This is a genomic window from Ramlibacter sp., from assembly GCF_029866045.1.
Classification (GTDB): domain Bacteria; phylum Pseudomonadota; class Gammaproteobacteria; order Burkholderiales; family Burkholderiaceae_C; genus Ramlibacter.
Genome location: NZ_JARXAB010000080.1, coordinates 1 through 24,854, shown reverse-complemented (window position 1 = coordinate 24,854; position 24,854 = coordinate 1). Strand labels below are relative to the sequence as shown.

Annotated in this window: 25 protein-coding genes and 2 pseudogenes; 22 read left to right on the top strand and 5 right to left on the bottom strand. The window is 65.5% G+C overall.

The genetic code is table 11. The features are described 5' to 3' along the window. Nucleotides 1-142: 142 nt before the first annotated feature. The 19 genes from ndk (at nucleotide 143) to QE494_RS09070 (ending at nucleotide 18,943) form a co-directional block, all read left to right on the top strand. On the top strand, nucleotides 143-568 hold the full coding sequence (ndk, locus tag QE494_RS09160; protein ID WP_300042643.1) for a nucleoside-diphosphate kinase: 426 nt from the start codon (nucleotides 143-145) through the stop codon (nucleotides 566-568). A 19-nt stretch (nucleotides 569-587) separates the two neighbouring features. Next, complete coding sequence (gene rlmN / locus QE494_RS09155) at nucleotides 588-1,724, top strand: 23S rRNA (adenine(2503)-C(2))-methyltransferase RlmN (protein ID WP_300042641.1); 1,137 nt, start codon at nucleotides 588-590, stop codon at nucleotides 1,722-1,724. Next, the gene (pilW, locus tag QE494_RS09150) at nucleotides 1,721-2,554 is read left to right on the top strand and encodes a type IV pilus biogenesis/stability protein PilW (protein ID WP_300042639.1); all 834 of its coding nucleotides are present in this window, start codon (nucleotides 1,721-1,723) and stop codon (nucleotides 2,552-2,554) included. The genes rlmN and pilW overlap by 4 nt, the downstream gene beginning before the upstream one ends. After that, entirely contained in the window at nucleotides 2,529-3,257 is a 729-nt protein-coding gene (locus QE494_RS09145; protein ID WP_300042637.1) for a RodZ family helix-turn-helix domain-containing protein, read from the top strand. Before pilW ends, QE494_RS09145 begins: the two co-directional genes overlap by 26 nt. Further along, on the top strand, nucleotides 3,254-4,564 hold the full coding sequence (ispG, locus tag QE494_RS09140; protein ID WP_300042635.1) for a flavodoxin-dependent (E)-4-hydroxy-3-methylbut-2-enyl-diphosphate synthase: 1,311 nt from the start codon (nucleotides 3,254-3,256) through the stop codon (nucleotides 4,562-4,564). The genes QE494_RS09145 and ispG overlap by 4 nt, the downstream gene beginning before the upstream one ends. 130 nt (nucleotides 4,565-4,694) lie before the next feature. Continuing rightward, nucleotides 4,695-5,948 (top strand): histidine--tRNA ligase, encoded by a 1,254-nt coding sequence (hisS, locus tag QE494_RS09135; RefSeq protein ID WP_300042711.1) that lies wholly within the window; start codon nucleotides 4,695-4,697, stop codon nucleotides 5,946-5,948. Nucleotides 5,949-6,005: 57 nt separating this feature from the next. Then, complete coding sequence (locus tag QE494_RS09130; RefSeq protein WP_300042633.1) at nucleotides 6,006-6,677, top strand: tetratricopeptide repeat protein; 672 nt, start codon at nucleotides 6,006-6,008, stop codon at nucleotides 6,675-6,677. Between the two features lie 64 nt (nucleotides 6,678-6,741). Continuing rightward, on the top strand, nucleotides 6,742-7,896 hold the full coding sequence (bamB, locus tag QE494_RS09125; RefSeq protein ID WP_300042631.1) for an outer membrane protein assembly factor BamB: 1,155 nt from the start codon (nucleotides 6,742-6,744) through the stop codon (nucleotides 7,894-7,896). A gap of 40 nt (nucleotides 7,897-7,936) precedes the next feature. Then, nucleotides 7,937-9,274, top strand: coding sequence for a ribosome biogenesis GTPase Der (gene der, locus QE494_RS09120; RefSeq protein WP_300042629.1), 1,338 nt, complete (start codon nucleotides 7,937-7,939; stop codon nucleotides 9,272-9,274). A 133-nt stretch (nucleotides 9,275-9,407) separates the two neighbouring features. Next, nucleotides 9,408-9,656: an RNA chaperone Hfq gene (gene hfq, locus QE494_RS09115; protein ID WP_300042627.1), complete on the top strand. Its 249-nt coding sequence runs from the start codon at nucleotides 9,408-9,410 to the stop codon at nucleotides 9,654-9,656. A gap of 58 nt (nucleotides 9,657-9,714) precedes the next feature. Continuing rightward, entirely contained in the window at nucleotides 9,715-10,953 is a 1,239-nt protein-coding gene (gene hflX, locus QE494_RS09110) for a GTPase HflX (RefSeq protein ID WP_300042625.1), read from the top strand. A 41-nt stretch (nucleotides 10,954-10,994) separates the two neighbouring features. Continuing rightward, complete coding sequence (gene hflK, locus QE494_RS09105; protein WP_300042623.1) at nucleotides 10,995-12,551, top strand: FtsH protease activity modulator HflK; 1,557 nt, start codon at nucleotides 10,995-10,997, stop codon at nucleotides 12,549-12,551. 18 nt (nucleotides 12,552-12,569) lie between these two features. After that, entirely contained in the window at nucleotides 12,570-13,508 is a 939-nt protein-coding gene (hflC, locus tag QE494_RS09100; RefSeq protein WP_300042621.1) for a protease modulator HflC, read from the top strand. Nucleotides 13,509-13,524: 16 nt separating this feature from the next. Then, nucleotides 13,525-13,716 (top strand): DUF2065 domain-containing protein, encoded by a 192-nt coding sequence (locus QE494_RS09095; RefSeq protein WP_300042619.1) that lies wholly within the window; start codon nucleotides 13,525-13,527, stop codon nucleotides 13,714-13,716. A 67-nt stretch (nucleotides 13,717-13,783) separates the two neighbouring features. Further along, nucleotides 13,784-14,941 (top strand): ATP phosphoribosyltransferase regulatory subunit, encoded by a 1,158-nt coding sequence (locus QE494_RS09090; protein WP_300042617.1) that lies wholly within the window; start codon nucleotides 13,784-13,786, stop codon nucleotides 14,939-14,941. 69 nt (nucleotides 14,942-15,010) lie between these two features. Continuing rightward, on the top strand, nucleotides 15,011-16,342 hold the full coding sequence (locus QE494_RS09085; RefSeq protein ID WP_300042615.1) for an adenylosuccinate synthase: 1,332 nt from the start codon (nucleotides 15,011-15,013) through the stop codon (nucleotides 16,340-16,342). 112 nt (nucleotides 16,343-16,454) lie between these two features. Beyond that, complete coding sequence (locus tag QE494_RS09080) at nucleotides 16,455-16,979, top strand: phosphoribosyltransferase (protein ID WP_300042613.1); 525 nt, start codon at nucleotides 16,455-16,457, stop codon at nucleotides 16,977-16,979. A 1-nt stretch (nucleotide 16,980) separates the two neighbouring features. Next, nucleotides 16,981-18,183 carry a PLP-dependent transferase gene (locus QE494_RS09075; protein ID WP_300042611.1) on the top strand — a complete coding sequence of 401 codons (1,203 nt, stop codon included), beginning with the start codon at nucleotides 16,981-16,983 and terminating at the stop codon, nucleotides 18,181-18,183. Nucleotides 18,184-18,283: 100 nt separating this feature from the next. Further along, nucleotides 18,284-18,943: a hypothetical protein gene (locus QE494_RS09070; protein WP_300042610.1), complete on the top strand. Its 660-nt coding sequence runs from the start codon at nucleotides 18,284-18,286 to the stop codon at nucleotides 18,941-18,943. Here QE494_RS09070 and mnmH read toward each other — a convergent pair. Both mnmH and QE494_RS09060 read right to left on the bottom strand, forming a co-directional pair. Beyond that, a complete protein-coding gene (mnmH, locus tag QE494_RS09065) occupies nucleotides 18,930-19,985 on the bottom strand; it encodes a tRNA 2-selenouridine(34) synthase MnmH (protein WP_300042609.1) in 1,056 nt (351 codons plus the stop codon). The genes QE494_RS09070 and mnmH overlap by 14 nt on opposite strands. Further along, nucleotides 19,982-20,698 carry an arylesterase gene (locus tag QE494_RS09060; RefSeq protein ID WP_300042608.1) on the bottom strand — a complete coding sequence of 239 codons (717 nt, stop codon included), beginning with the start codon at nucleotides 20,696-20,698 and terminating at the stop codon, nucleotides 19,982-19,984. Before QE494_RS09060 ends, mnmH begins: the two co-directional genes overlap by 4 nt. Here QE494_RS09060 and QE494_RS09055 point away from each other — a divergent pair. Then, nucleotides 20,697-21,374, top strand: coding sequence for an ABC transporter ATP-binding protein (locus QE494_RS09055; protein WP_300042607.1), 678 nt, complete (start codon nucleotides 20,697-20,699; stop codon nucleotides 21,372-21,374). The genes QE494_RS09060 and QE494_RS09055 overlap by 2 nt on opposite strands. On the opposite strand, the gene QE494_RS09050 is transcribed toward QE494_RS09055, so the two are convergent. Further along, nucleotides 21,366-22,709: a hypothetical protein gene (locus tag QE494_RS09050; RefSeq protein WP_300042606.1), complete on the bottom strand. Its 1,344-nt coding sequence runs from the start codon at nucleotides 22,707-22,709 to the stop codon at nucleotides 21,366-21,368. The two genes, QE494_RS09055 and QE494_RS09050, sit on opposite strands and share 9 nt — an antisense overlap. Nucleotides 22,710-23,381: 672 nt before the next feature. Here QE494_RS09050 and QE494_RS09045 point away from each other — a divergent pair. Further along, nucleotides 23,382-23,591: a hypothetical protein gene (locus tag QE494_RS09045; protein ID WP_300042605.1), complete on the top strand. Its 210-nt coding sequence runs from the start codon at nucleotides 23,382-23,384 to the stop codon at nucleotides 23,589-23,591. Between the two features lie 360 nt (nucleotides 23,592-23,951). Here QE494_RS09045 and QE494_RS09040 read toward each other — a convergent pair whose 3' ends face one another. Further along, nucleotides 23,952-24,092, bottom strand: a complete 141-nt coding sequence (locus tag QE494_RS09040) for a hypothetical protein (protein ID WP_300042604.1) — start codon at nucleotides 24,090-24,092, stop codon at nucleotides 23,952-23,954. A 432-nt stretch (nucleotides 24,093-24,524) separates the two neighbouring features. Continuing rightward, a pseudogene (locus QE494_RS18460) lies at nucleotides 24,525-24,629 on the bottom strand (hypothetical protein); the annotation flags it as partial. Here QE494_RS18460 and ispH point away from each other — a divergent pair. After that, a pseudogene (ispH, locus tag QE494_RS18455) lies at nucleotides 24,606-24,854 on the top strand (4-hydroxy-3-methylbut-2-enyl diphosphate reductase); the annotation flags it as partial. The pseudogenes QE494_RS18460 and ispH overlap by 24 nt on opposite strands.

The window sequence follows — 24,854 nt, the reverse complement described above, 5'->3', positions numbered from 1 at the left end:
CGGTCGGGTCGCGCCGCAGCGCCAGGACAGGGGTCCGGTTTGCCTGCTGTGCGTTCGGCGCCCTGCGCGGGGCGCCTGCACCAGCCGCCAAAGGGGGTTCACGAAATCCGATCAAGACATCAGAATCAGGAAGAAATACGTCATGGCCATCGAACGCACTCTCTCCATCATCAAGCCCGACGCCGTCGCCAAGAACGTCATCGGCCAGATCTACGCCCGCTTCGAAGGCGCCGGCCTGAAGGTCATCGCCGCCAAGATGGTCCATCTGTCCCGCGGTGAAGCTGAGCAGTTCTACGCAGTGCACAAGGCCCGCCCCTTCTTCAAGGACCTGGTGGACTTCATGGTTTCTGGCCCGGTCATGATCCAGGCACTCGAAGGTGAGAGCGCCATCTCCAAGAACCGTGAGCTGATGGGCGCGACCGACCCGAAAAAAGCCGAAAAGGGCACCATCCGCGCTGACTTCGCCGATAGCATCGACGCCAATGCGGTTCACGGCTCTGACGCGCCCGAGACCGCAGCTGTGGAAGTGGCCTTCTTTTTCCCCGGCATGAACGTCTACTCCCGCTGAAAGGAGTGTACGAAGCTCCATGACGGCCAACCTCCTGGACTTCGACCTCGACGGTCTGGCCGCCTTTTGTGAAACGCTGGGTGAGAAGCGCTTCCGCGCTACCCAGCTTTATCGCTGGATTCACCAGCGAGGCGCTTGCAACTTCGACGAGATGAGCGATCTGGCGAAGTCGCTTCGCGCCAAGCTCCATGCCGTCGCCCGCATCGAGGGTCTGCCGGTTATTTCCCAGCATGAATCGGCCGACGGCACCATCAAGTGGCTGTTCGACGTCGGCCAGGGCAATGCTGTGGAGGCGGTGTTCATTCCCGAGGACGACCGCGGCACCCTGTGCGTCTCTTCGCAGGCAGGTTGTGCCGTCGGCTGTCGCTTCTGCTCCACTGGGCACCAGGGCTTTGCGCGAAATCTCAGCACGGGTGAAATCGTCGCGCAGCTGTGGTTTGCTGAGCATTTCCTGCGCCGGCACCTCCAGACTCAGGATCGGGTCATCTCCAACGTCGTCATGATGGGCATGGGTGAGCCGCTGCAGAACTACGCCGCCTTGGTGCCCGCACTGCGCACGATGCTCGATGACCATGGCTATGGTCTGTCCCGGCGCCGGGTCACGGTCTCGACCTCCGGCGTCGTGCCCATGATGGACCGCCTCGGGCTTGACTGTCCGGTGGCCCTGGCGGTGTCTCTGCACGCACCAGCCGACGCGCTGCGCGACAACCTCGTCCCGATCAATCGCAAGTACCCGCTGTCTGAGCTGCTCGACGCCTGCAACCGGTACCTTGAGCATGCGCCGCGAGACTTCATCACCTTCGAGTACTGCATGCTTGAAGGAGTGAACGATCAGCCTGAACACGCTGCCTTGCTGATCGATCTGGTCCGTCGACACGGCGGCAGTGGCGTGCCTTGTAAGTTCAATCTGATTCCCTTCAACCCTTTCCCTCAATCCGGTTTGCGCCGGTCGTCCCAGGCTCAGGTGCAGGCCTTTGCCAAATTGCTCAGTGACGCCGGCATCGTGACCACGGTTCGCAAAACGCGGGGTGACGACATCGATGCCGCCTGTGGCCAACTGGCAGGGGATGTTCGCGACCGAACACGGGTGGAAGTCCGTATCGCCCGTCAGCGCAGCGTCGTGGTGCTTCCCGCGTCTGTCGGAGGTGCGGCATGAGGGCCAAGGCCGGAGCGGCCAGGCAGGCGCCTAGGCTGTTGCTTTTACTGACTCTCGCGTTTGCGCTTCTTGCCGTCGCCCATCTCTCTGGCTGCGCCACGCCGCCTCAAGGCGGCAGTCTGCGTGGAGACCCAGTGACTGATTCGGACGAGACCCCCCAGCGCAAGCGTGCCCGGCTGCGCATGGAACTGGCGGTGAACTACTTCGCCGAAGGACGTACCGAAATCGCGCTCGACGAGATCAAGCAGGCCCTGGTGATTGACCCTCAGTACGCGGCCGCCTTCAATCTGCGCGGCCTGGTGCTGATGCGTCTGGGTGAGTCCCGGAGCGCGGAAGACAGTTTCCGTCGTGCGCTCGCGATCGCCCCCCGCGACGGCGATACCCTTCATAACCTCGGCTGGATGCAGTGTCAGCAGAACCGTTTTGCCGAGGCTCAGCAGAGTTTTCAGCAGGCCCTGACCCTGCCCGGCTACGGCGCCGCGGCCAAGACCTTGATGGCAATGGGCCTTTGTCAGGCTCGTGCGGGGCGTCCCGAGGAGGCCGAGCGCAGCCTGGCCCGGTCGTATGAGCTCGACGCCGGCAACCCGGTGACCGCGTACAACTTGGCGGTTCTGATGCTGCAGCGCGGCGAACTGGTCCGATCCCAGTTTTATATTCGTAGGCTCAACAACAGCGAACTGGCCAATGCCGAGTCCCTCTGGTTGGGCATTCGGGTCGAGCGGCGTCTGGCTGATTCCGCCGCGATGGGCCAGTTGGCTGACCAACTCCGCCGTCGCTTCCCGCAATCGAGGGAGTGGGCGGCATATGAACGAGGTGCATTTGATGAGTGACGAGGCGACTCTCCCCGACGCTGCCCAGCCCGATTCCGCTGCCTCCACTGGGGTGACCCAAGCCCCGCCGCCCGCGCATGGTGGTGCAATGTTGCGCCGGGCGCGCGAGTCGGCTGGCCTGCACATTGCGGCGTTAGCCGTGTCGCTGAAGGTGCCGGTGCGGCAGATCGAGGCGCTGGAGGAGGGTCAGTTTGACAGGCTGCCTGACCCCATCTTCACCCGGGCGCTGGCCTCGAGCATCTCCCGCCAGTTGCGTATTGATCCGAAGCCCGTCCTTGCCGCACTGCCGCAGGCATCCGCCCTGGCACCCCGGGTCGGTGAGGGCATCAATGCCCCCTTTCTTCGGCCAGGCATGCCGAACAGCACCGGACTGGCCCGGCTGGCACTGAAGCTGAAACCGTCCATCCTCATCGCCATCGGCCTGGCGGTTGCGGCGCTCGCTCTCCTGCTGCAGCCCGGCCTGACGCGACTGGCGGCGAGTTCGGATCCTGCAAGCGCGGCGTCGGCCCCTCAGGCCACCCCGGCTGCGGCCGCTCCGGAGGTTCTGCCGCCTGCCAGCGCGGTGGCCCCCGGTCCGGGCGGGCAGGGAGGGACGAGTGGCCTGGTCGTCGAGCAGGTTCAGCCCGCCTTGCCTGTGTCAGGACCGTCTGCCGCTCTGCGCGCGCCTGAGACCTCTACCGCTTCCCCTGGGAGAATGCCATGAGCAACACCCGCGAAATTCCCACTTATCCCTGTGCCTCAGGCAACGCCATTTTGCCGGTAGCCCCACGCCCGCGGCGCTCCCGGCAGGCGCGGGTGGTCTGGGGCCCGCGGGTGGTCACCGTCGGCGGTGATGCACCGGTCCGCGTGCAGTCCATGACCAATACCGACACGGAGGATGCGGTTGCCACCGCCATCCAGGTCAAGGAGTTGGCGCAGGCCGGCTCAGAGGTGGTGCGCATCACGGTCAACACGCCAGAGGCCGCAAAGCAGGTGCCGTACATCCGTGAGCAGTTGGACCGCATGGGGATTGATGTGCCCCTGATTGGCGACTTTCACTACAACGGTCACCGACTGCTGACCGAGTATCCCGGCTGTGCCGAGGCCCTCTCCAAGTACCGCATCAACCCCGGCAACGTGGGCAAGGGCGACAAGCACGACAAGCAGTTCTCTCAGATGGTCGAGGCCGCACTTCGCTGGGACAAGCCGGTTCGCATTGGCGTGAACTGGGGCAGCCTGGATCAGGAACTGCTCGCCCGGATGATGGACGAGAACAGCCAACGCCCCGAGCCCTGGCAGGCCAAGTCGGTGATGTACGAGGCGCTCGTCACATCTGCTGTGGACTCTGCCCGCCGAGCGGTCGAGTTAGGCATGGATCCGGCCCAGGTTTTGCTCTCATGCAAGGTGAGCGGCGTACAGGACCTGATCGCGGTCTACCGGGAGCTCGCCCGCCGCTGCGACCACCCCCTGCACCTGGGGCTGACCGAGGCAGGCATGGGTGCCAAGGGCACGGTGGCCTCCAGCGTTGCTCTGGGTATTTTGCTGCAAGAGGGCATCGGCGACACCATCCGCGTCTCACTCACCCCTCAGCCCGGCGAGGCGCGCACCCAGGAGGTGGTGGTGGCCTCCGAAATCCTGCAGTCCCTGGGCCTGCGGGTTTTCGTGCCCAGCGTCACCGCCTGCCCGGGCTGTGGTCGCACCACCAGCACCACCTTCCAGGAACTGGCCAAGCAGATCGACGATTTCCTGCGGATGCAGATGCCGGTGTGGCGTAAGCGCTACCCTGGGGTCGAGCACCTGAAGGTGGCGGTCATGGGCTGCATCGTCAACGGCCCCGGCGAGAGCAAGCATGCCGACATCGGCATCAGCCTGCCAGGCACCGGTGAGGCGCCAGCCGCCCCAGTGTTCATTGATGGCGAGAAGGCCTTGACCCTGCGCGGCGCTGGCATCGCCACCGAATTCCAGCAGATCGTCGAGACCTATATCGAGAAGCGCTTTGGCGCCCACGGGAGCCACCAGGCCGCCGCCTGATGCCTGCCCTGCGTGAGTGATTGCCCCGACTTTTTCCATGACTGACCCGAACACCAAGCGCCCGAACGTCCCTGGCACGCCGCAGGCGGAAAAGACGCCCAAGGCGCAGCCCCTGACGGCCCTCAAGGGCATGAACGACATCCTGCCTCCGGCCTCTGCCCAGTGGGAGTGGCTTGAGGACCGGGTGCGCGGTCTGATGGCGCGTTACGCCTACCGCAACATCCGCACCCCCATCGTCGAGCCCACGCCGCTGTTTGTGCGCGGGCTAGGCGAGGTGACCGACATCGTCGAGAAGGAGATGTACTCCTTCGAGGACCGGCTCAATGGCGAGCAACTCACCTTGCGCCCGGAGGCGACCGCCAGCGTGGTGCGGGCGGCGGTCGAGCACTCGATGCTCTATGACGGCGGCAAGCGCCTGTACTACCTGGGGCCCATGTTCCGCCATGAGCGTCCGCAGCGGGGGCGCTACCGGCAGTTTCACCAGATCGGTGCCGAAGCTCTTGGCTTTGCCGGCCCCGACGTGGACGCAGAGATCATCTTGCTGGCTTGCGCCCTGTGGCGCGAGCTGGGCTTGTTCGACTGGCGGCTGGAGATCAACAGCCTGGGTCAGCCCGAGGAGCGTCGCCAGCACCGGGCCGAGCTGATTACCTACCTTGAGCAGCACGCCGACCTGCTCGATGAGGACGCTCGCCGGCGTCTGCACAGCAATCCGCTTCGCATTCTGGACACCAAAAACCCAGCCCTGCAGTCGGTGGTCGACGGCGCACCGCGCCTGCTCGACTTCCTGGGGCCAGAGTCGCTGGCCCACCTTGACAGCGTGAAGGCCATGCTCGAGGCCAACGGTATTGCCTACCAGGTCAACCCGCGTCTGGTCCGCGGCATGGACTACTACAACCTCACCGTGTTCGAGTTCGTCACCGACCGCCTCGGCTCGCAGGGCACCATCTGCGCGGGGGGGCGCTACGACTACCTGATCGCCCAAATCGGCGGCAAGCCTGCGCCAGCGGTCGGCTGGGCCCTAGGCGTCGAGCGGGTGCTGGAGTTGCTCAAGGAGCAGGGCGTGGCGCCGCAGGCACCGGCCCCGGATGCCTACGCCATCGTGCCCGAAGCCGCCGCCATGCCTCAGGTACTGCGCGTCCTGCAGGAGCTGCGGGCGGCCGGTGTCTCCGTGCAGATGCACGCCGCCGGGCCCGAGGGCCTGGGCAGCATGAAGTCCCAATTCAAGAAGGCCGATGCCAGCGGGGCTCGCTGGGGGCTCATCTTTGGCGGCGACGAACTGGCTGCCGGCGAGCTCACCGTGAAGGCACTGCGCGACGGTAGCGGCGCGCAGCAGCGCCAGCCCCTGGCCGACGCCGCTGCCTGGGCACCGATGTTGCGCGCTTGAGCGCCGGGATCCGCTGCCCCCTTCTTACAATCCACCGTCTCTTTCCCCGGACACCCCATGGCATCCAATCTCGATCTCGAAGAACAGGAACAGCTTGCCTCGCTCAAGCATTTCTGGAGCAAATACGGCAACCTCATCTCCTGGGTGGCCATCGTCGTCTTCGGCAGCATTGGCGCATGGAACGGCTGGACCTGGTGGCAGAGTCGCCAGGGGGCGCAGGCCTCTGTTTTGCATGGTGAGCTTGAGCGCGCGGCCCAGGCCGGTGAAGTGGACCGGGTGCAGCGTGCACTGAAAGACCTGCGCGAGCAGTTCGGCAGCACGACTTATGCCCAGCAGGGTGGCTTGCTGGCTGCCCAGACCCTGGCTCAGGCGGGCAAGTCCGATGAAGCCCAGGCTGCGCTGCAGTGGGTGCTGGACAAAGGCGATGACGCTGGCTACCAAGCGGTTGCCCGGCTGCGCCTGGCCAGTCTGATGGCCGACGCCAAGAAATACGACGAAGCGCTGGCCTTGCTGGCTGGCAAGCTGCCGACCGAGTTTTCTGGTTTGGCAGCCGACCGACGCGGCGACATTCTCCTGCTACAGGGCAAGAAGCCCGAGGCCATGGCCGCGTACCGTCAGGCGCTCACCGGCCTGGACGACCGAGCCGACTACCGCCGCCTCGTGGAAGTCAAACTTGCCGCATTGGGGGGAGATGCGCCGCCCTCTGCGGCTGTTGCGGCCGCCCGCTGATGGGTGAACCCACAGCATCTGTAGCGGCCCTCCAGCTCGACAAAAATCTGGACACACTTCCCACATGACCCACCGCCTGATTCCCCCGGTCCTGCTGGCGGCGACGCTGGCTTGCCTCTTGACCGCCTGTTCGTCGCTGCCGTCCTGGGTCAGCGACCCCATGGGCACTGACACCGCCAAGCCCGCCGCTCTCGCCCCCGACCCGCGTCAACTGGCAGTGCGATTGGCCTGGACGACTCGGCTGGCACCGGTCAACTTCCCTGTTTCGACCCAGGCCGTAGGTAACTCCGTTCTGGTAGCCGCAGGCGACGGTACTGTCGTGCGGCTGGACGCGGCGACTGGCGCAGTCCAATGGCGCAGCAAGCCACTGGGCCCGCTCGCGGCGGGTGTCGGCGGTGATGCTGATCTGGCTGTTGTCGCGACCGCAAACAACGAGCTGGTGGCCCTTTCAAAGGGCCAAGCCCTCTGGCGCCAGAAGCTGAGTCACCAGGTCTACACCGCGCCCTTTGTGGCGGGCGGTCGGGTCTTTGTGCTCGGGGCCGATCGTTCGGTCAGCGCTTTCGACGCACAGAACGGCCTGCGCCTTTGGACGCAGCAGCGTCCGGGCGAGCCACTCACCTTGCGCCAGTCCGGCGTTATGTTGGCGGTGGGCAACACCCTGCTGGCAGGGCAGGGCGGCCGGCTCACCGGATTCAACCCGGATAACGGCAGCCTGCGCTGGGATGCAGCCATTGCCACCTCTCGTGGGACCAACGATGTGGAGCGTCTGGTCGATCTGGTCGGCCGGGTCAGCCGGGTGGGCGACAGCGTCTGTGTGCGCGCTTTCCAGGCGGCGGTCGGCTGTGTCGATGCGGGCCGAGGCGCGCTGCTCTGGACCCGCAGCGCCGATGGCGCTCAGGGCTTGGGTGGGGATGACCGACAGATTTTCGGCGCAGAGTCCGATGGCCGGGTGATCGCCTGGCGCCGCAGCGATGGCGAGAGGCAGTGGGCGGTGGATAGCCTACGCTTGCGCGGTCTGAGCGCTCCTGTACTTCTGGGCCGATCGGTCGCTTTAGGCGACGCCACCGGCTTTGTTCACCTGCTATCCCGTGAGAACGGCAGCCTGCTGGCGCGCCTTTCCACCGACGGCTCGGCCATCGTGGCCACGCCCACGCTGGTGGGCAACACCCTGGTCGTCGTGACCCGCTCTGGCGGTGTCTTCGGCTTCACCCCCGAGTAAGAAGCTTCACCGCCGACCAGTCGGCCTGTCACGAACGCGCATGAAACCCGTCCTCGCCCTGGTGGGCCGACCTAACGTCGGCAAGTCCACCCTGTTCAACCGCCTGACCAAGTCGCGCGACGCCATCGTTGCGGACTTTGCCGGTCTCACCCGCGACCGGCATTACGGTAACGCCCGCCTGGGCCGGCGCGAGTTCATCGCGATAGACACCGGTGGCTTCGAGCCCACCGCAGAATCCGGCATCTACGTCGAGATGGCCAAGCAGACCCGGCAAGCGGTTGCCGAGGCCGATGTGGTGGTTTTCGTGGTCGACGCCCGCGCCGGCCTCTCGGCACAGGATCACGACATTGCCAATTACCTGCGCAAGTTGGGTAAGCCCACTGTGCTGGTGGCCAACAAGGCCGAAGGCATGACCGAGGGGCACCAACTGGCCGAGTTCTATGAGCTGGGCCTGGGCGAGGTGATTCCCGTCTCCGCCGCCCACGGTCAGGGCGTGCGCAGCATGGTCGAGTTCGCCCTGGACCAATTGGGTCTGCCCGAGGAAGACGAGGAAGAGGGCGAGCCCGACACGAGCATCATCCGTCTGGCTGTTGCCGGGCGGCCCAACGTGGGCAAGTCCACGCTGATCAACACCTGGCTGGGGGAGGAGCGTCTGGTCGCCTTCGACATGCCTGGCACCACCCGTGACGCGATCACCGTGCCCTTCGAGCGGGACGGTCAGAAGTTCGAGCTGATCGACACCGCCGGCCTACGCCGCAAGGGCAAGGTCTTTGAGGCCATCGAGAAGTTTTCAGTTGTCAAAACGCTTCAGGCGATCGAATCGGCCAACGTGGTCTTGTTGCTGCTTGACGCTACGCAGGGCGTCACCGACCAGGACGCGCATATCGCTGGCTACATCCTCGAGAGCGGCCGGGGCGTGGTCCTCGCGGTGAACAAATGGGACGCGATCGATGCCTACCAGCGCGAAATGCTGCAGCGCCAAATCGAGCAGCGTCTCGCCTTCATGCGCTTTGCCTCCCTGCACCTGATCTCTGCCAAGAAGCGTCAGGGCCTGGGTCCGGTCTGGGAGTCCATCATCCAGGCGCACCGGGCCGCCATGACCAAGATGCCTACGCCTGCGCTCACCCGCCTGCTGCTCGAGGCGGTGCAGTTCCAGGCCCCCAAGCGCGCCGGCATGTTCCGTCCGAAGTTGCGGTACGCCCACCAGGGCGGTATGAACCCGCCGGTCATCGTGGTCCATGGCAACTCACTCGAACATGTGACCGACGCCTACAAGCGCTTTCTTGAAGGTCGCTTCCGCAAGGAGTTCAACCTGATAGGAACCCCCCTCCGTGTCGAAATGAAGACCTCGAAGAACCCCTATGCCGACAAAGAATAAGGGCTACTGATCCAGGCCGATTTCCCCCACGTCCCCAGAGAGGGCAGGGTCTGTCGGATGCCGACTACTTGCGCTCACGATTTGCTGTGGTAATGTGACAACTCGCTCCATCCACACCAACACGGAGAATATCGTGAGCAACAAAGGGCAGCTTCTACAAGACCCGTTTCTCAACACGCTGCGTCGAGAACATGTCCCAGTCTCCATTTACTTGGTCAACGGCATCAAGTTGCAAGGGCAGATCGAGTCCTTCGATCAGTATGTGGTCTTGCTTCGAAACACCGTGACCCAGATGGTCTACAAGCACGCCATCTCCACAATCGTCCCGGGTCGCGCGGTCAATTTCGCCGCCAGTGACGTCCAGGAGCCGCCCGCGGCCTGAGGCCGCAGGCAAGAATCTCCTGCCCGGAGCATCCAAGCTCTGGGACCCCCTTCTCGAATTGCAAGATACCTCACCCCCTGCCACCGCCTCGGCCATTTTGGTCGGGGTCGATTTAGGCGCCCCCCATTTCGATGCTGGACTCGAGGAGCTCGGCTTGCTCGCCCAGACTGCTGGGCTTGAGCCAGTCGCCCGGGTTTGCTGCAAGCGTCGGGCGCCAGATGCCGCCTTGTTCATTGGCAGTGGCAAGGCCGACGAGATCAAAGCCCTGGCGGCTGAGACCGGCGCCACCGAGGTCTTGTTCGACCAGTCGCTCAGTCCGGCCCAGCAGCGCAACCTCGAGCGGCATCTGGGGATCGCGGTGAATGACCGGACCCTTCTCATTTTGCAGATCTTTGCCCAGCGTGCCCGAAGCCATGAGGGCAAGCTGCAGGTGGAACTCGCACGGTTGCAGTATGTCAGCACCCGACTCGTCCGCCGCTGGTCTCACCTGGAGCGGCAAACGGGCGGTGCCGGCGTGCGTGGCGGTCCTGGCGAGAAACAGATCGAGCTCGACCGCCGGATGATCGGTGAGGCGATCAAGCGCACCCGCGAACGGCTAGACAAAGTCAAGAAGCAGCGCCGCACCCAGCGTCGCCAGCGTGACCGGCGGGATGCTTTCACCATCTCGCTGGTTGGCTACACCAACGCTGGCAAGTCATCGCTGTTCAACGCCCTGGTCAAAGCCCGGGCCTATGCGGCGGATCAACTCTTTGCCACCCTGGATACCACCACACGGCAGCTGTACCTCGGGCCCGCCGAGGCTGCTGGGTCCGCTTGGGGCGGGCGTACCGTCTCCCTCTCCGATACCGTGGGCTTCATCCGCGACCTCCCGCATGGGTTGATAGACGCCTTCCAGGCCACGCTTCAGGAGGCGGCTGACGCAGACCTCCTGCTGCATGTAGTGGACGCCGCCAATCCGGGCCATCCAGAGCAGATCGAGGAAGTCCAGCGTGTGCTTCAAGAGATCGGCGCCTCCGAAGTGCGGCAGGTGCTGGTTTTCAACAAGATTGACGCACTGACGCCGGGTGCCCAGCCCCTTCAGCGGCAAGACCTGTTCGAGCTGGAAGGCCGGCCCGTTCGGCGTCTTTTTGTCAGCGCGCACACGGGTGAGGGCCTTGGCGAGCTGCGCCAGGTTCTGGCTGAAGCTGCCGCCCAAGCCGCCGAGCCCGCCCCAGAACTGCCAATCATTGAATCCACGGAAGACTTGGACTCAGATCCGGATGGGGGATTCCCTCATTCGCACGAGGCCGCTGCCTGATTGGGCACAATCGCATAGATACAAAAATGAGAACCCGGCGAATGAAACTACCACTTCCCGCCTTCCGAGCCCATGCCCTGGGTCAACGTATCAGGGGCATGTTCAATCTGAACGACTCCCGCTGGGGCCGGGGTGATGACGACGGCAGCGCTGAGGGCGGCGCCCGCGCAGGCGAGCGCCCAAGCGCCAGCGGGGGCTCCAACGGTGGCACCGCTGGCTCCAACGGTGGCAGCGAGGGCCGTCCCGCGGGAGGCCAGGGTGGGTCTGGCGGCTCCTCAGGTCCCGGCAATGGCACGGGTGGCGGTCAGAACGGCGGACCGGGCGGCAATGGCCGAGGCCCCCAATCGGGTCCGCCTGACCTCGACGAGCTTTGGCGAGACTTCAACCGCAAGCTTGGCGGTCTGCTCGGTGGCCGGGGTGGCAGCGGCGGCGGCCGCCCTCGCAACCAAGGTGGTAACGGTGGCAACGGCGGGGGCAGCGGTGGTGGCGGCGGTTTTCAGCCTGACATGCGAAGCGCCGGCTTGGGCGCCGGCCTCGTCGGAGCGGTGGCCATCCTGATCTGGCTGGGCACCGGCTTTTTCATCGTCAACGAAGGCCAGCAGGCGGTCATCACCCAGTTTGGCCGCTACCAGTCAACGGTGGGTGCCGGCTTCAACTGGCGCCTGCCTTATCCGATTCAGCGTCACGAGATGGTGACGGTCACCCAGATCCGCTCGGTCGACATCGGCCGCGACAATGTCGTGCGGGCCACCGGCTTGCGCGACTCGGCCATGCTGACGCAAGACGAAAACATCGTCGAGATCAAGTTTGCCGTCCAGTACCGTCTCAAGGACGCCCGCGCCTGGTTGTTCGAGAGCAAGAACCCGGCAGAGTCCGTGGTGCACGCGGCCGAGACCGCGGTGCGCGAGGTGGTGGGCGCTATGCGCATGGACTCGGCCCTGTCAGAGGAGCGCGACCAGATCGCCCCACGCGTTCGCACCCTCATGCAAACCATTCTCGACCGCTACAACCTGGGCATTGAGGTGGTGGCGGTGAACCTGCAGCAGGGCGGTGTGCGTCCGCCCGAGCAGGTCCAGGCTGCCTTTGACGATGTGCTCAAAGCCGGCCAGGAACGCGAGCGGTCCAAGAACGAAGCCCAGGCCTACGCCAACGACGTGGTGCCGCGTGCGGTGGGCTCCGCATCGCGCCTCAAGCAGGAAGCGGATGGCTACAAGGCACGTATCCTGGCCCAGGCAGAGGGCGATGCACAGCGCTTCCGCTCGGTGCTGGCAGAGTACCAACGCGCCCCCCAGGTGATGCGTGACCGCATGTACCTGGACGCCATGCAGCAGATCTACACCAATGTGACCAAGGTTCTGGTTGACTCCCGTCAAGGCTCCAACCTGCTGTACCTGCCTCTGGACAAGATCATGCAGCAGGTCAGTCAGGCATCGGTTGAAGCCACCGCCCAGGCAGGCGCTGGGGCGGCGGTCAGTCTGCCGGCTACCGGCGGACCGGCCGCACCCGGCCCTTCCGGTAGCGTCGGCGGCGGTGCTGCGGCCGACCCCCGTTCGCGAGACAGCGGCGCCGCTCGCGGCCGTGACCGTGACTCGCGTTGAACCGGGGAGTAAAAAAACATGAACAAAATCGGACTCATCATCTCGTCGGTGCTGGTGGCAATTGCCATACTTAGCTCCACGCTTTTCGTCGTCGACCAGCGCCAGTTTGGTGTGGTCTACGCCCTCGGCCAGATCAAGGCCGTCATCACCGAGCCTGGGCTGCACTTCAAGCTGCCACCCCCCTTCCAGAACGTCTCCTACATCGACAAGCGCCTCCTCACGCTGGACAGTGCTGATGCCGAGCCCATGCTTACCGCCGAAAAGCAGCGTGTGGTGATCGACTGGTTTGTGCGCTGGCGCATTTCCGACCCGTCCCAGTACATCCGTAACGTGGGACTGGACGAGCAGGCCGGCGCCAATCAGCTCAATCGGGTGGTCCGTAACGCCTTCCAAGAAGAGATCAACCGGCGCACAGTGCGCGAGCTCTTGTCTACCAGCCGTGAGCAGCTGATGGCCGATGTCAAGCGCGAGGTGCAGGAAGTGGTCAAGGGCGCCAAGCCCTGGGGCGTTGATGTCGTTGACGTGCGCATCACCCGGGCCGACTATGTCGAGGCCATCACTGAATCGGTCTACCGCCGCATGGAAGCCGAGCGCAAGCGGGTCGCCAACGAGCTTCGTTCGACCGGCGGCGCTGAAGGCGAGAAGATCCGCGCCGACGCCGATCGCCAGCGCGAGGTCACCATTGCCGACGCCTACCGCGACGCGCAAAAGATCAAGGGTGAGGGCGATGCTCTTGCCGCGCGCGTCTACAACGAGGCCTTTGGCCGGGACCCGCAGTTCGCGCAGTTCTACCGAAGCCTAGAGGCCTACAAATCGAGCTTCAACAAAAAGAGCGACGTGATGGTGCTCGACCCCGGCAGCAGCGACTTCTTCCGCGCCTTCCGGGGTAGCGGCACCACTGGCGGTGGTGCTAGCGCTCAGCCTGCCAATCCGCCCGCCAGTCCACCGCGCCGCTGACACCGGAGCCGGGCCCGTGGACGGCGACCTGCTTTGGACGGCCGTCGGTCTGGTCCTGGTGTTCGAGGGCTTGTTTCCGCTGCTCGCTCCGCGCGCTTGGCGCCGCACTTTCCTTCGAATGGTCGAGCTTCGCGAGGGGCAGCTGCGCTTTTTCGGCCTGCTGAGTGTGACCCTGGGGCTCTTGATCGTCGCCTGGCTGTCGAACTGAGCGGTACTTTCAGCGAGTTGGGCCTTGCCCGGCAGGTAAAATTCGGGTTTTCACACACCACCTGCTCATGTCCGCCTGGGTCCTGCCGGATCACATCGCCGATGTTCTGCCCTCTGAGGCCCGGCACATCGAAGAACTTCGCCGTCTGCTGCTCGACTCGGCCCGGGGCTACGGCTTTGAGCTGGTCATGCCGCCGCTGCTCGAGCACCTGGAGTCCCTGCTGAGTGGCACTGGCGAGGCGCTGGATCTGCTCACCTTCAAGCTGGTAGACCAACTCTCTGGCCGGATGATGGGCCTGCGCGCTGACACCACGCCCCAGGTCGCGCGCATCGATGCCCACCTACTCAACCGGCAGGGTGTGACCCGTCTTTGCTATTGCGGCCCGGTGTTGCACACGAGACCCGACCGTCCCCATGCCACCCGCGAGCCGCTGCAATTTGGCGCCGAGATCTACGGCCATGCCGGGCAGGAGGCCGATCTCGAGGCGCTTACCTTGGCCCTGGACTGCCTGCGCGCGACGCAGGTTGGACCGGTCACGGTCGACTTGGCCGACGTGCGCTTGGTACGGGCTCTGCTTGCCGGCTTGCCGGTTGACGGTGCCGCCCTGGCTCGTGTGCATGCCGCACTGGCGGCCAAGGACGCCAGCACCCTGGCCAAGTTGACCCGTGATTTTCCGGCTCCTTCCCGGCAAGGTCTGGCTGCGCTCGTCGAACTCTACGGGGACATTACTGTGCTCACCGAGGCAAGCCGGCACCTGCCCGACACCGCAGCCGTTCGCCAGGCGCTGGACCAACTCCGCTGGCTTGCCGGTGAGGTCGCGGGTCATGAGGGGGTCCAGGTGAGCTTCGACCTGGCCGACCTGCGCGGCTATGCTTACTACAGCGGTACGCGCTTCGGGCTCTACGTCCCGGGCTCCAGCGATGCACTGGTGCGCGGCGGTCGCTACGATGAGGTTGGCGCCGTCTTCGGACGTAACCGACCGGCGGTCGGTTTCAGCCTGGACCTTCGGGAATTGGTCGCAGTGGCTCCGCGTCCGGCGCTCAAGGCCGCCGTCCGCGCCCCCTGGGGCCAGGAGCAGGCTTTGCGCCAGGCCATCGCGGACCTGCGCCGCCAGGGTGAAACCGTGGTCTGCATCCTGCCTGGCCACGAGAGTGAGGTCGACGAGTTCCATTGCGACCGCGAACTGGCGCGTCAGGGCGCTGATTGGGTGGTCCGCCCCCGATGAACCTTCCGCTTGGGTGCCACCTTCGCGTGGCGCCACGGCGGGCCCCCGAATTTCTAACGAGTTTCCCGGATGAACAAGACAACAGGTCGCAACGTAGTCGTCGTCGGTACCCAGTGGGGCGACGAAGGCAAGGGCAAGCTGGTCGACTGGCTGACCGAGTCCGCCCAAGGGGTGGTGCGCTTCCAAGGCGGCCACAACGCCGGCCATACGCTGGTGATCAACGGCGTGAAAACTGCGCTGCACCTGATTCCGTCGGGCATCATGCGCCCGGGCGTCAAGTGCTACATCGGCAACGGCGTGGTGCTGTCGGCCGCCAAACTTTTTGAAGAGATCGAGGGCCTGGAAAAAGCCGGGGTCGAGGTGCGCTCGCGTCTGCGCATCTCGGAGGCCTGCCCGCTGATCCTGCCCTTCCACGCTGCGCTGGATGTGGCCCGCGAGGCCCTGCGCGAAAAGGGCGGTACCGAGAAGATCGGCACCACCGGCCGTGGCATCGGCCCGGCCTACGAAGACAAGGTCGCACGCCGCGCCCTGCGGGTGCAGGACCTTAAGCACCCGGAGCGCTTTGCCGATAAGCTGAGGGATGTCCTGGCCCTGCACAACCATGTGCTCACCACCTACCTGCACGCGCCGGCGGTGGATTTTCAGCAGACCTTGGACGAAGCCCTGCGTCTGGGCGAGCGACTCAGGCCGATGATGGCCGACGTTTCCCGCGAGCTCAACGAGGCCCACCGCAATGGCGCCAACCTGCTGTTCGAGGGTGCCCAGGGCACGCTCCTCGACGTTGACCATGGCACCTACCCCTATGTCACCTCCAGCAACTGCGTGGCTGGCAACGCTTCTGCAGGCGCAGGCGTGGGCCCTGGCATGCTGCACTACATCTTGGGCATCACCAAGGCCTACTGCACCCGAGTGGGCGGTGGCCCTTTCCCGACCGAGCTCGACTGGGAGACCCCGGGTACCGTGGGCTACCACCTGGCGACGGTCGGCGCCGAAAGAGGCACCACCACCGGACGCGCCCGGCGCTGCGGCTGGTTCGATGCAGCCCTTCTCAAGCGCTCGGCCCAGGTCAACGGCTTGTCGGGCCTTTGCATCACCAAACTGGACGTACTGGACGGCATCGAAACGCTTCAGTTGTGCACAGGCTATGAGCTCGACGGCGAGCAAATCGACATCCTGCCTCTGGGCGCCGACGAAATTGCTCGCTGCAAGCCCATCTACGAGATGCTGGAGGGCTGGACCGACAGCACCGTCGGCGTGACCGACTACGACCGCTTGCCAGTCAATGCGCGCCTGTACTTGCAGCGCATCGAGCAGGTGACCGGTGTGCCGGTCGACATCATTTCGACCAGCCCCGACCGCGACCACACGATCATGATGCGTCACCCCTATCTGGCCGCCTGACCGCGTGAACTGTCCCATATCCCAAAGCCAGTAGGCCAGAAACGCGCCGACGCACGCACCCTTTCACCGCACACCATGAACCCGAACGACAGCACCCGAGGAGACACGCCCCATGTTGACTGAAGACGGCAAGCACCTTTATGTGAGTTACGACGAGTACCACAACCTGATCGAGAAGCTCGCGATCCGGGTCCACCAGTCGGGCTGGGAGTTCGACACCATCCTGTGCCTGGCCCGTGGCGGCATGCGTCCGGGTGACATCCTCTCGCGCATCTTCGACAAGCCGCTGGCCATCATGTCCACCAGCTCCTACCGGGCAGAAGCCGGTACGGTGCAGGGGCACCTGGACATCGCCCGCTACATCACCACCCCCAAGGGCGAGATCGCTGGCCGGGTGCTGCTGGTCGACGACCTGGCAGATTCCGGCCACACCCTGCACCGGGTGGTGGACATGCTGCGCAACAACTACAAGCCGATCACCGAACTTCGCACAGCCGTCATCTGGACCAAGGCCCTGTCGAACTTCCAGTCCGACTATTCGGTCGAGTTCCTCCCGACCAACCCCTGGATCCATCAGCCCTTCGAGAGCTACGACAGCCTGGGCCCGGACAAGCTGCTGGAGAAGTGGAAGGTCTGATGTGGACCCGATCACAGGCCTGATCCACCACCCCTACCAGCCCCCTGAGGGCTTTGCGGCGCCACAGCCGGGGGTCTACAAGGCCTCTACCGTCATCTTCCCAGACGTCGCGACCCTCCGCGCGCGTGATTGGCGAAGCAGGGCAGGCTACAGCTACGGGCTCCTGGGTACCCCGACCACCTACACCCTCGAAGCCCGCATCGCCTCGCTCGAGGGCGGGCACCAGTGCCTGCTGGTCCCCAGCGGACTGGCGGCGATTGCCTTGGTGGACATGGCGCTGCTGAAGCAAGGTGACGAGGTTCTGATTCCGGACAACGCCTACGGCCCCAGCAAGGCCTTGGCGCTAGGCGAACTGGCGCACTGGGGCATCACCCACCAGTTCTATGACCCGATGGACCCGCAGGACCTGGTGTCGCGGCTGTCCGAACGCACGCGCCTGGTCTGGCTGGAGGCGCCCGGCTCGGTGACGATGGATTTCCCGCCGCTGGCGGCCCTGGTGGCGGCGTGCCGCGCGCAGGGCGTCATGACAGCCCTAGACAACACCTGGAGCGCTGGCCTGGCGTTCAACGGGTTTGATTTCGCTGGTCCACCCGGCGCGGGGGGCGGCGCCGACATCGTGATCCAGGCGCTGACCAAGTACCCCAGCGGAGGGGCCGACGTGCTGATGGGCAGCATCGTCACGCGCGACGAGGAGTTGCACCTGCGGATCAAGCTGGCCCATGTCCGCATGGGCTTGGGCGTGGCGGCCAATGACGCCGAGGCTGTGCTGCGGGGCCTGCCCTCGATCGCGCTGCGCTACCAGGCGCAGGACCAAGCCGCGAGGCAACTCGCCCACTGGCTTCAGGGTCGGCCCGAGGTCGCCCAAGTCCTGCACCCCGCCTTGCCTGGCGCACCCGGGCATGCGAACTGGCAGGGCATGTGTTCGGGGCGCGACCTGGCGGCGGGTCTGTTCTCCTTCGTCCTTGACCGTCGCTATACCGCGACCCAGGCCGACGCCTTCTGCGATCGACTCGGCCTCTTCAAACTGGGCTACTCCTGGGGCGGTCCGATCAGCCTGGCCTTGCCCTACGACCTGAGCGCCATGCGCAGTGCCGCTTTCGGACATTGGCAGGAGGCGGGCCCGCTGGTGCGTCTGGCCATCGGGCTCGAAGCCGTGGCCGATCTGCAGGCCGACCTCGCCCAGGCCTTCGACGCCCTGCGTTAAGGGCGGCCCCAGTCAGTCTCCCGTCGGCCCGCCACCCCAACGGGCCGCCACCATCGCGCGGTCTCAACAGGGCCCTGCACGCGGGCCGCGGGGGAAGGCCATGCTCCATTTGCTGTTGCCGCTGGTGGTCGGTGCCTGGTTGGTGGCCAGCGCTTGGGCCAGTGACCATCTGGTGAGTCTTCTGGGTAATGTCTTGCCCGACCGGGCCTGGCGGATGGTGGTCGAATTGCTGGTGTTTGCCGTCTTGCTTCCGCTGCCACTGGCCGACGAACTCCTTGCCCGTCCCGCCTTTGCCGCCCTGTGCAGCGAGCGCGCCCAGCTGACGGTTCATGCGCCGGCGGGCCTGGGCCCGCAATCGCAGCGCATGCGCCTGCGGCCCGAGCCGGTCGACAGCCTGGGTCTGGGGGTGTCGGTGCAACCCTGGTGGGTGTTGGGCGAGGGCGGTGGCCTGGTCCTGGCCAGTTACAACACGGTCGAGGCCCGGGGCGGCTGGCTCGCCCGCTGGGCCAGCGATGACCCGGGGCATCGGCCCTTGAGCTTCAAAGGCTACTGCGAGCCGCATGACCTCGAAGGGCGCTTGCAGCCCCGCCTGCCACGCACCCCCCATGGTGCGACCTTGGGCCGCACGGACCGCACGGAAAGACCGGATCGCCCAGGCCGCACGGGCCTCGCGGATCTCGCGGACCGCAACTCGCAAGACCGCATGCGCCAGGAAGCCCGGCTAGAAGGCGACCGCGCCAGAGCGCTCAGGCGCTTGTGAGCGTTCGGGCCACCGCTGCCATGGCCTCGGGCGAGCGGTCCTGGGCGCAAACGGTCTGCGCCTGTGGCCAGTGGGCGAAGTTGCGGCGAATCGAGGCCGCGTACATCGGGTCATAGTGCTGCACCAGCAGCTCACGCACCACCTCGGGCGTGTGTCCCGCCCGCACCTGCGCCTGCCAGCCGCCCACGACCTCGCGCCCGCGCAGTTCGGTGAGGGCGGATAGGCGATCGCAGAAAAACTCGGGCTGCTGGACGAACCAGTCGTAGTCTTCCAGCAGCAAGGCCACCCGCTCCTCGTCGGCGAGTTGCAGGTGAATACAGGCGCTGGCCCGCATCGCCAGAATCAGCGCTTCGGGCACCGCCACGTTGCCGACCTTCTTGCTCTCGCTCTCGACAAACACCGGGCGTGCCGGGTCGAAGCCGCGCAGCGCCTGCCAGACGCGGTTGTCGAACTCTTTCTGGCTGGGTTGGGTCTGGCCCGGCACCAGCCCCAGCACCGAGCTGCGGTGGTGGGCCAGGGCCTCGAGGTCGAGGACCTGGGCGCCCTCGGCAGCCAGTGCCTGCAGTAAGCGGGTCTTGCCCGAGCCGGTGGGACCGCACACCACACGGTACTGAAAGCGAGCAGCCAAGGCGGGCAGTTGCGCCAGCACCTCGCCGCGATAGGCCTTGTAGCCGCCATCCAGCAGATGAACCCGAAACCCGATCTGGTCGAGAATCAGGGACAGCGACCCACTGCGCTTGCCGCCGCGCCAGCAATACACCAGGGGCTTCCAGCCCTTGGGCTTGTCCAGCACCTCTCGGGAAATATGCCGGGCGATGTTGGCCGCCACCAGAGCCGCGCCGCGCTTCCTGGCCTCGAAGGGGCTGACCTGCTTGTACAGAGTGCCGATCTCGGCCCGCTCGGCGTTGTGGAGGGACGGCCAGTTCACCGCGGCTGGCATACGGTCTTCGGCAAACTCGTCCTCGCTGCGGGCGTCGATGACGGTGTCGAATTCAGCCAAGCGGGCGATGGCTTCGTGGGCGGGAAGGATCTGGACGGTCACGGCTTGGCGAGCAATTTCTTTAGGGAGGGCCACATATTGTCGAGCAGGCGCGGCTGGGCTTCCTCATTGGGGTGGATGCGGTCGGCCTGCATCAGACGAACGGCCTGCGGTCCGTCGGCCACGCCCGCCAGGATGAAGGGCAGCACCGCCACCTTCTGGGCCCGGGCGACCTTCTCGAACAGGCCGGCAAAACGCTCGGTGTAGGCACGGCCGTAATTGGGTGGCACCTGAATGCCCGCCAGCAGCACCCGCGCACCGCTGCCACGAGCGGCCTCGACCATGGCGGTCAGGTGGGCCTCGGTCATCTCCAGCGGCAGCCCGCGCAGGGCGTCGTTGCCGCCCAGCTCGATCACCACATGGCTAGGCTTGTGCGCTGCCAGCAGGGCGGGCAGGCGCGAGCGCCCGCCGGCGGTGGTCTCACCGCTGATGCTGGCATTGACCACCTTGACCGGCATACTCTCTTTCGCCAGCCGGGCTTCGAGCAGGGCGACCCAGCCGGTCCCGCGTTTGAGGCCATACTCGGCACTGATCGAATCGCCGACCACCAGCAGCACCGCCTCACCGGCGGGCGCCGGTCCGGCGGCAAGCAGGGGCAGGGGGAGGTAGCCAGCCAGGGCCGCGAGCAGCGCCAGGGCGGATGCCCTTGCCAGCCGCCTGCGACCCTTGTTGCCGGGCCCGCCTTGGAGCTGCCCCTTCTGGATGGACGCTTGCATGTCAGAACCCATTGTCGTTGTGGACCATGTGTGGAAGTCGGTCACCGACTCGACCGGCACGCTGGCGATTCTCCGTGATATCGACTTCCAGCTGGCCGCAGGGGAAACCGCTGCGCTTGTGGGCGCCTCCGGCTCGGGCAAGAGCACGCTGCTGACCCTGATTGCCGGACTGGACACGCCGACCCAGGGCACGGTGCGCATCGCCGGCCAAGACATTTTCGCTCTCGATGAAGACGCCCGCGCCGCGCTGAGGGCCGAGAAGGTGGGCTTCGTCTTCCAGAGCTTTCAGCTCCTGGGCAATCTCACAGCACTGGAAAACGTGATGCTGCCGCTGGAATTGGCGGGCCGACGTGACGCACGCCAAGCCGCGACTGAAATGCTGGCGCGCGTGGGATTGTCGGCGCGGCTGGGGCACTACCCCCGGCTGATGTCGGGCGGCGAGCAACAGCGGGTGGCACTGGCGCGGGCCTTCGTTGTACGGCCGGCCTTGCTGCTGGCCGATGAGCCGACCGGCAGCCTGGACTTCGCCACCGGCGAGAGCGTGATGCAGCTCATGCTGGACCTCAACCAGGAGCTGGGGACCACCCTGGTGCTGGTGACCCACGACCGCGCGATTGCGGCGCGCTGCGACCGGCGGATCACCATCGAGGCCGGGCAGGTGGTGGCTTCAGTCTGAGTCGGATCGGGGACCGGAGTTGCTTGGGAGGGCGAGGTCCTCTGGGTCGTCCACGTCCACTAAAGAGTGGATGGCACTCGCTTCGAATTCCTCTGAGCTTTCTGAACCCTCTGAGGACCTTGATGCAGCTCGTGATCGCGGAGAGCCGTCCGAAGCCGCCTGCGCTGATGCCAGGGGCGACATCGAAGGTCCTGAATGCTCCGGCTGCTGCCGCGGCTTCGCGCTCCTCTCTCGGTACTGCTGGATCGTGTCCACCATATCTGCCAGGTGTATGAAAGTGAAGGAACCCTTGTTTCCCCCACCGTCGACAACTCTCGGTTGATCCTGATCAGATGGGGTGATCAGAGCCAGCGCCATTGCATGCTCATCGCTGGCGTCACCCGTGAGCAGCGTCACCTGCTCATTGAATTCTTTCTGAATTCGCGTGAGACGCTCGCGCTCGGTGTAGCGCTGAGTCAGGGCCTGGAGTTCGCGTTCTCTGGTCGCACTCACCGGACTGGCTTTCTCCCCCAGACTCGCCGGCTTCGTGTCATCGCCAACGACGCCTCGAGCCGACTCGTCAATGGCTTGGTCCGCAAGCTCCCGGCGGCGCTGGACCTCCGCAACGAACCAACTCACCAATTCATCCCCGTCATCTCCCATATCCGCGGGTCGCGGGCGCTGCGCCGAAGCGTCTTGAGGCGCCGCAGGCAAGGTCGGCAAGGTGCGTTCGATCAGTCGCTCAATCAGGGCAGCTCGGGGAATGGCGGCATAGGCACTCCAAACCCAGACCTCCAGCCAAGTCCTCAGCGAAGGCTGCTGAACGACCGCCGTCAGCTTCAGGTCCCCGATCTCGAGAGTGGCGCAGCTGTCTTCCAGCAGGCACCGTATGAACGAACCCGTCACTACGAGGCGCTGTCGTAGAGCGGCAAACTTACTTTCGGAATCCAGACCGACGTTGTGATTGTCAACGAGCCAGGACGGCGCGTCCGCTGCACGCGGCTTCTCTAAGCTATCCACCAGGGCATCCAACTCGGCCAGGTCGTGATGCCAAAGCTGTATCAACGCCTCAATTTGACGCAGATTCCCCGTGGAAGTAACGCCACCCCAATTGATGATTTTGTTGTTCTGCGCCAGTCCTACGCGGATGGTGTCCGGCAGGGCCGCCTCTGCTCCCCTGAGGCATTCTTCGATCGGACCCGGCTGAGCGGTCATCAGGTCGGGAATCCGCGTCAGGCGATCGCGCAGGTCTCTGGCCAGCGCCAGGACCTGCACTGGGCCTTCGATCCCTCGAGGATCGCCCTGTCTAGCCTGTGAAATCACAGCCGACTCCCCTGGCGGTAAGTCCGCAGGCATGGAACCTCCTCCGGTGTGCGCTCCGGCCTGAGGTACGGCATCGCTTTCAGGGGGTGACGCGGGTGGCGGAGCGGCCGGTGCAGCCTCGTCTGTAGTCGAGTCCGCCGGACTCGCTCGTCTGCCTGAAGGCGCTGTCTCGATTGGCTTCTCAGGCGTCGCAGTCGTTACGAATTGCAATGTGACTGCGGATGACGCCGCCGGCACAGTCCGCCGCGTGGACACGGTCAGAGCGCTGGCGTCCCCCGACGCCCTGCTCAGCTGCGATCGGGAAGGGGCGTGCGGGGTGGGTGCCCGGGTTCCTGAGTCCATCCGCCACAGTGGGTCTAAATGCAGCCCTCGCAGCCCGTGATTCCACGCCAGCAATTGACCCTCATTGGTTTTGAGTCGTCCTCCCATCAGCTCCTGCAGGCGGGTATCCCAGGCGGGGCGGCGGGATCGTTCGGCCACCGCATCGCCCGAGCTGTAGCCGCCTGCGATGGTTGAGACCGCCTCTGCCCCGCTGGGTCCTGTCGGATCTCGCAGCGACTCTACTCCCTGGGCGGTGTACGCAACCCGAACCCCAGCATCAGTATTCTTGCCGCTGAGCGCCAGCGCAATCGCGTGCAGGCAGGACTGCTGAATGTGAAAGGGGAGGTGGCTCTCACGCATCAAGGCGCTTATCACCGCCTTGACATGCCCCTGCGCGACTTCGGGGCCGCCCAGGCCGTGGAGCAGGCCCGAGATCCAGCAGGGAAGGGTGTCCTGAATGCGTTGGGTATTGAGCTCGGATTGGACCTGCGGCACCACGATCGCCGCGATCGCATCCGCAGTGGCGCCCCGCCTGAGCAGTTCCTGGCCAGAACGGATGCCGCTTTCAAACAGCATCTGGACATCAAGGCGTGAGCTAAGCCCCTCCGATGTGGTTTCCGGCGAGCGACCTTCTGCAGACTGGCTACTGCCCTCGGGCTGTGCCTGTGCCCGGGCTGCAAAAAGTGCTTGCGCTTGCGGGGCATCGGAGGACAGCACCTGAACCCTCGCCGTTTCTGGTGGGGCAGAAGCGCCAGATTGGGCGGCCTCAGGTAACAGGCTGCCTCTTCGGCTCGAAGGGCGGCCCCCGTCGGTACTGGTGAAGGATTGGTCCACGTCGGCTCCCCGGCTGGCCTTGCGAACATTTCAAGGCGGTCGCTGCTGAGTTACTGCCGGGCGGCGACCGGTTCCACGGCACTCACCCCGGCCACGCCAGCCCCAGTCCGACCATCTCGCTCAGCCCGCGAGCAGGCGCCCTGCCGCCTTGCGGAACCGCGATTGGCCGAGGGGGGTGTCAATGAGGCCCGCCAGGGCCTCCACCAGGGCGGTGGCAGTGGGCGCCCTGCGCAACTGTTGGCGGACGAGTACCCGTGCCATCGGCCCGAGTTGTTGGCTGAGGAGCGCTTCGAGCTGGGTGAGGAGTTCGGGGGAAATGAACCCACTCGGCTCAGAATGGTGCCAAGGCCAGGGCTGTGTTGTCGTGGCCGATGATGGTGCGCCGGCTTGACCCGGAGGCCTCTCAGATCCGGTTCGGAGCGCTGGCAAAGACCCCCGTCTATCGCCTTCTCTCACCTGGAGTGGCGCGGTGAGTGTCAGGGTCCGGGGCATGTGCGGGTCTGCGGGGCTGCCAAGTCGCCCGCTGCGGACCTCCCCCTCGGTGAGGACTGCATACAACTCATGGACCCGGCCATGTTTGTCCTGGCGTTGCCCGAGATAGCGGAACTGTCCCGCGCGCTGCTCGCTGATCGGGGCCACGCAGTCATGCAGCGCGCCAGAGACCAGAAGCTCCCTGGCTTGGGCGAAGCACATCACACGTTGGGCCACATTGACGCCATCGCCCAGCACATTGACCCGGTTGTTCAAATCGCTCACCACCCGGACCGGACCCAGGTGCATGCCGAGGCGCAGCGGCATGCTCGCAACGGACTGCACACCCTGCTGATCGGACATGAAGGCCATCCCGAAGTGATCGGCACCATGGGCCAGATCGAGCCCGGGTCGATGACGCTGATCGAGACCGTGGCGGATGCTGACGCGTTCGTACCGGAAGATGCGAGCAAGCTCGCCTATGTCACGCAGACCACGCTGAGCGTCGAGGATACGCGCGACATCGTCGAGGCGCTGCGCCGCCGATTCCCG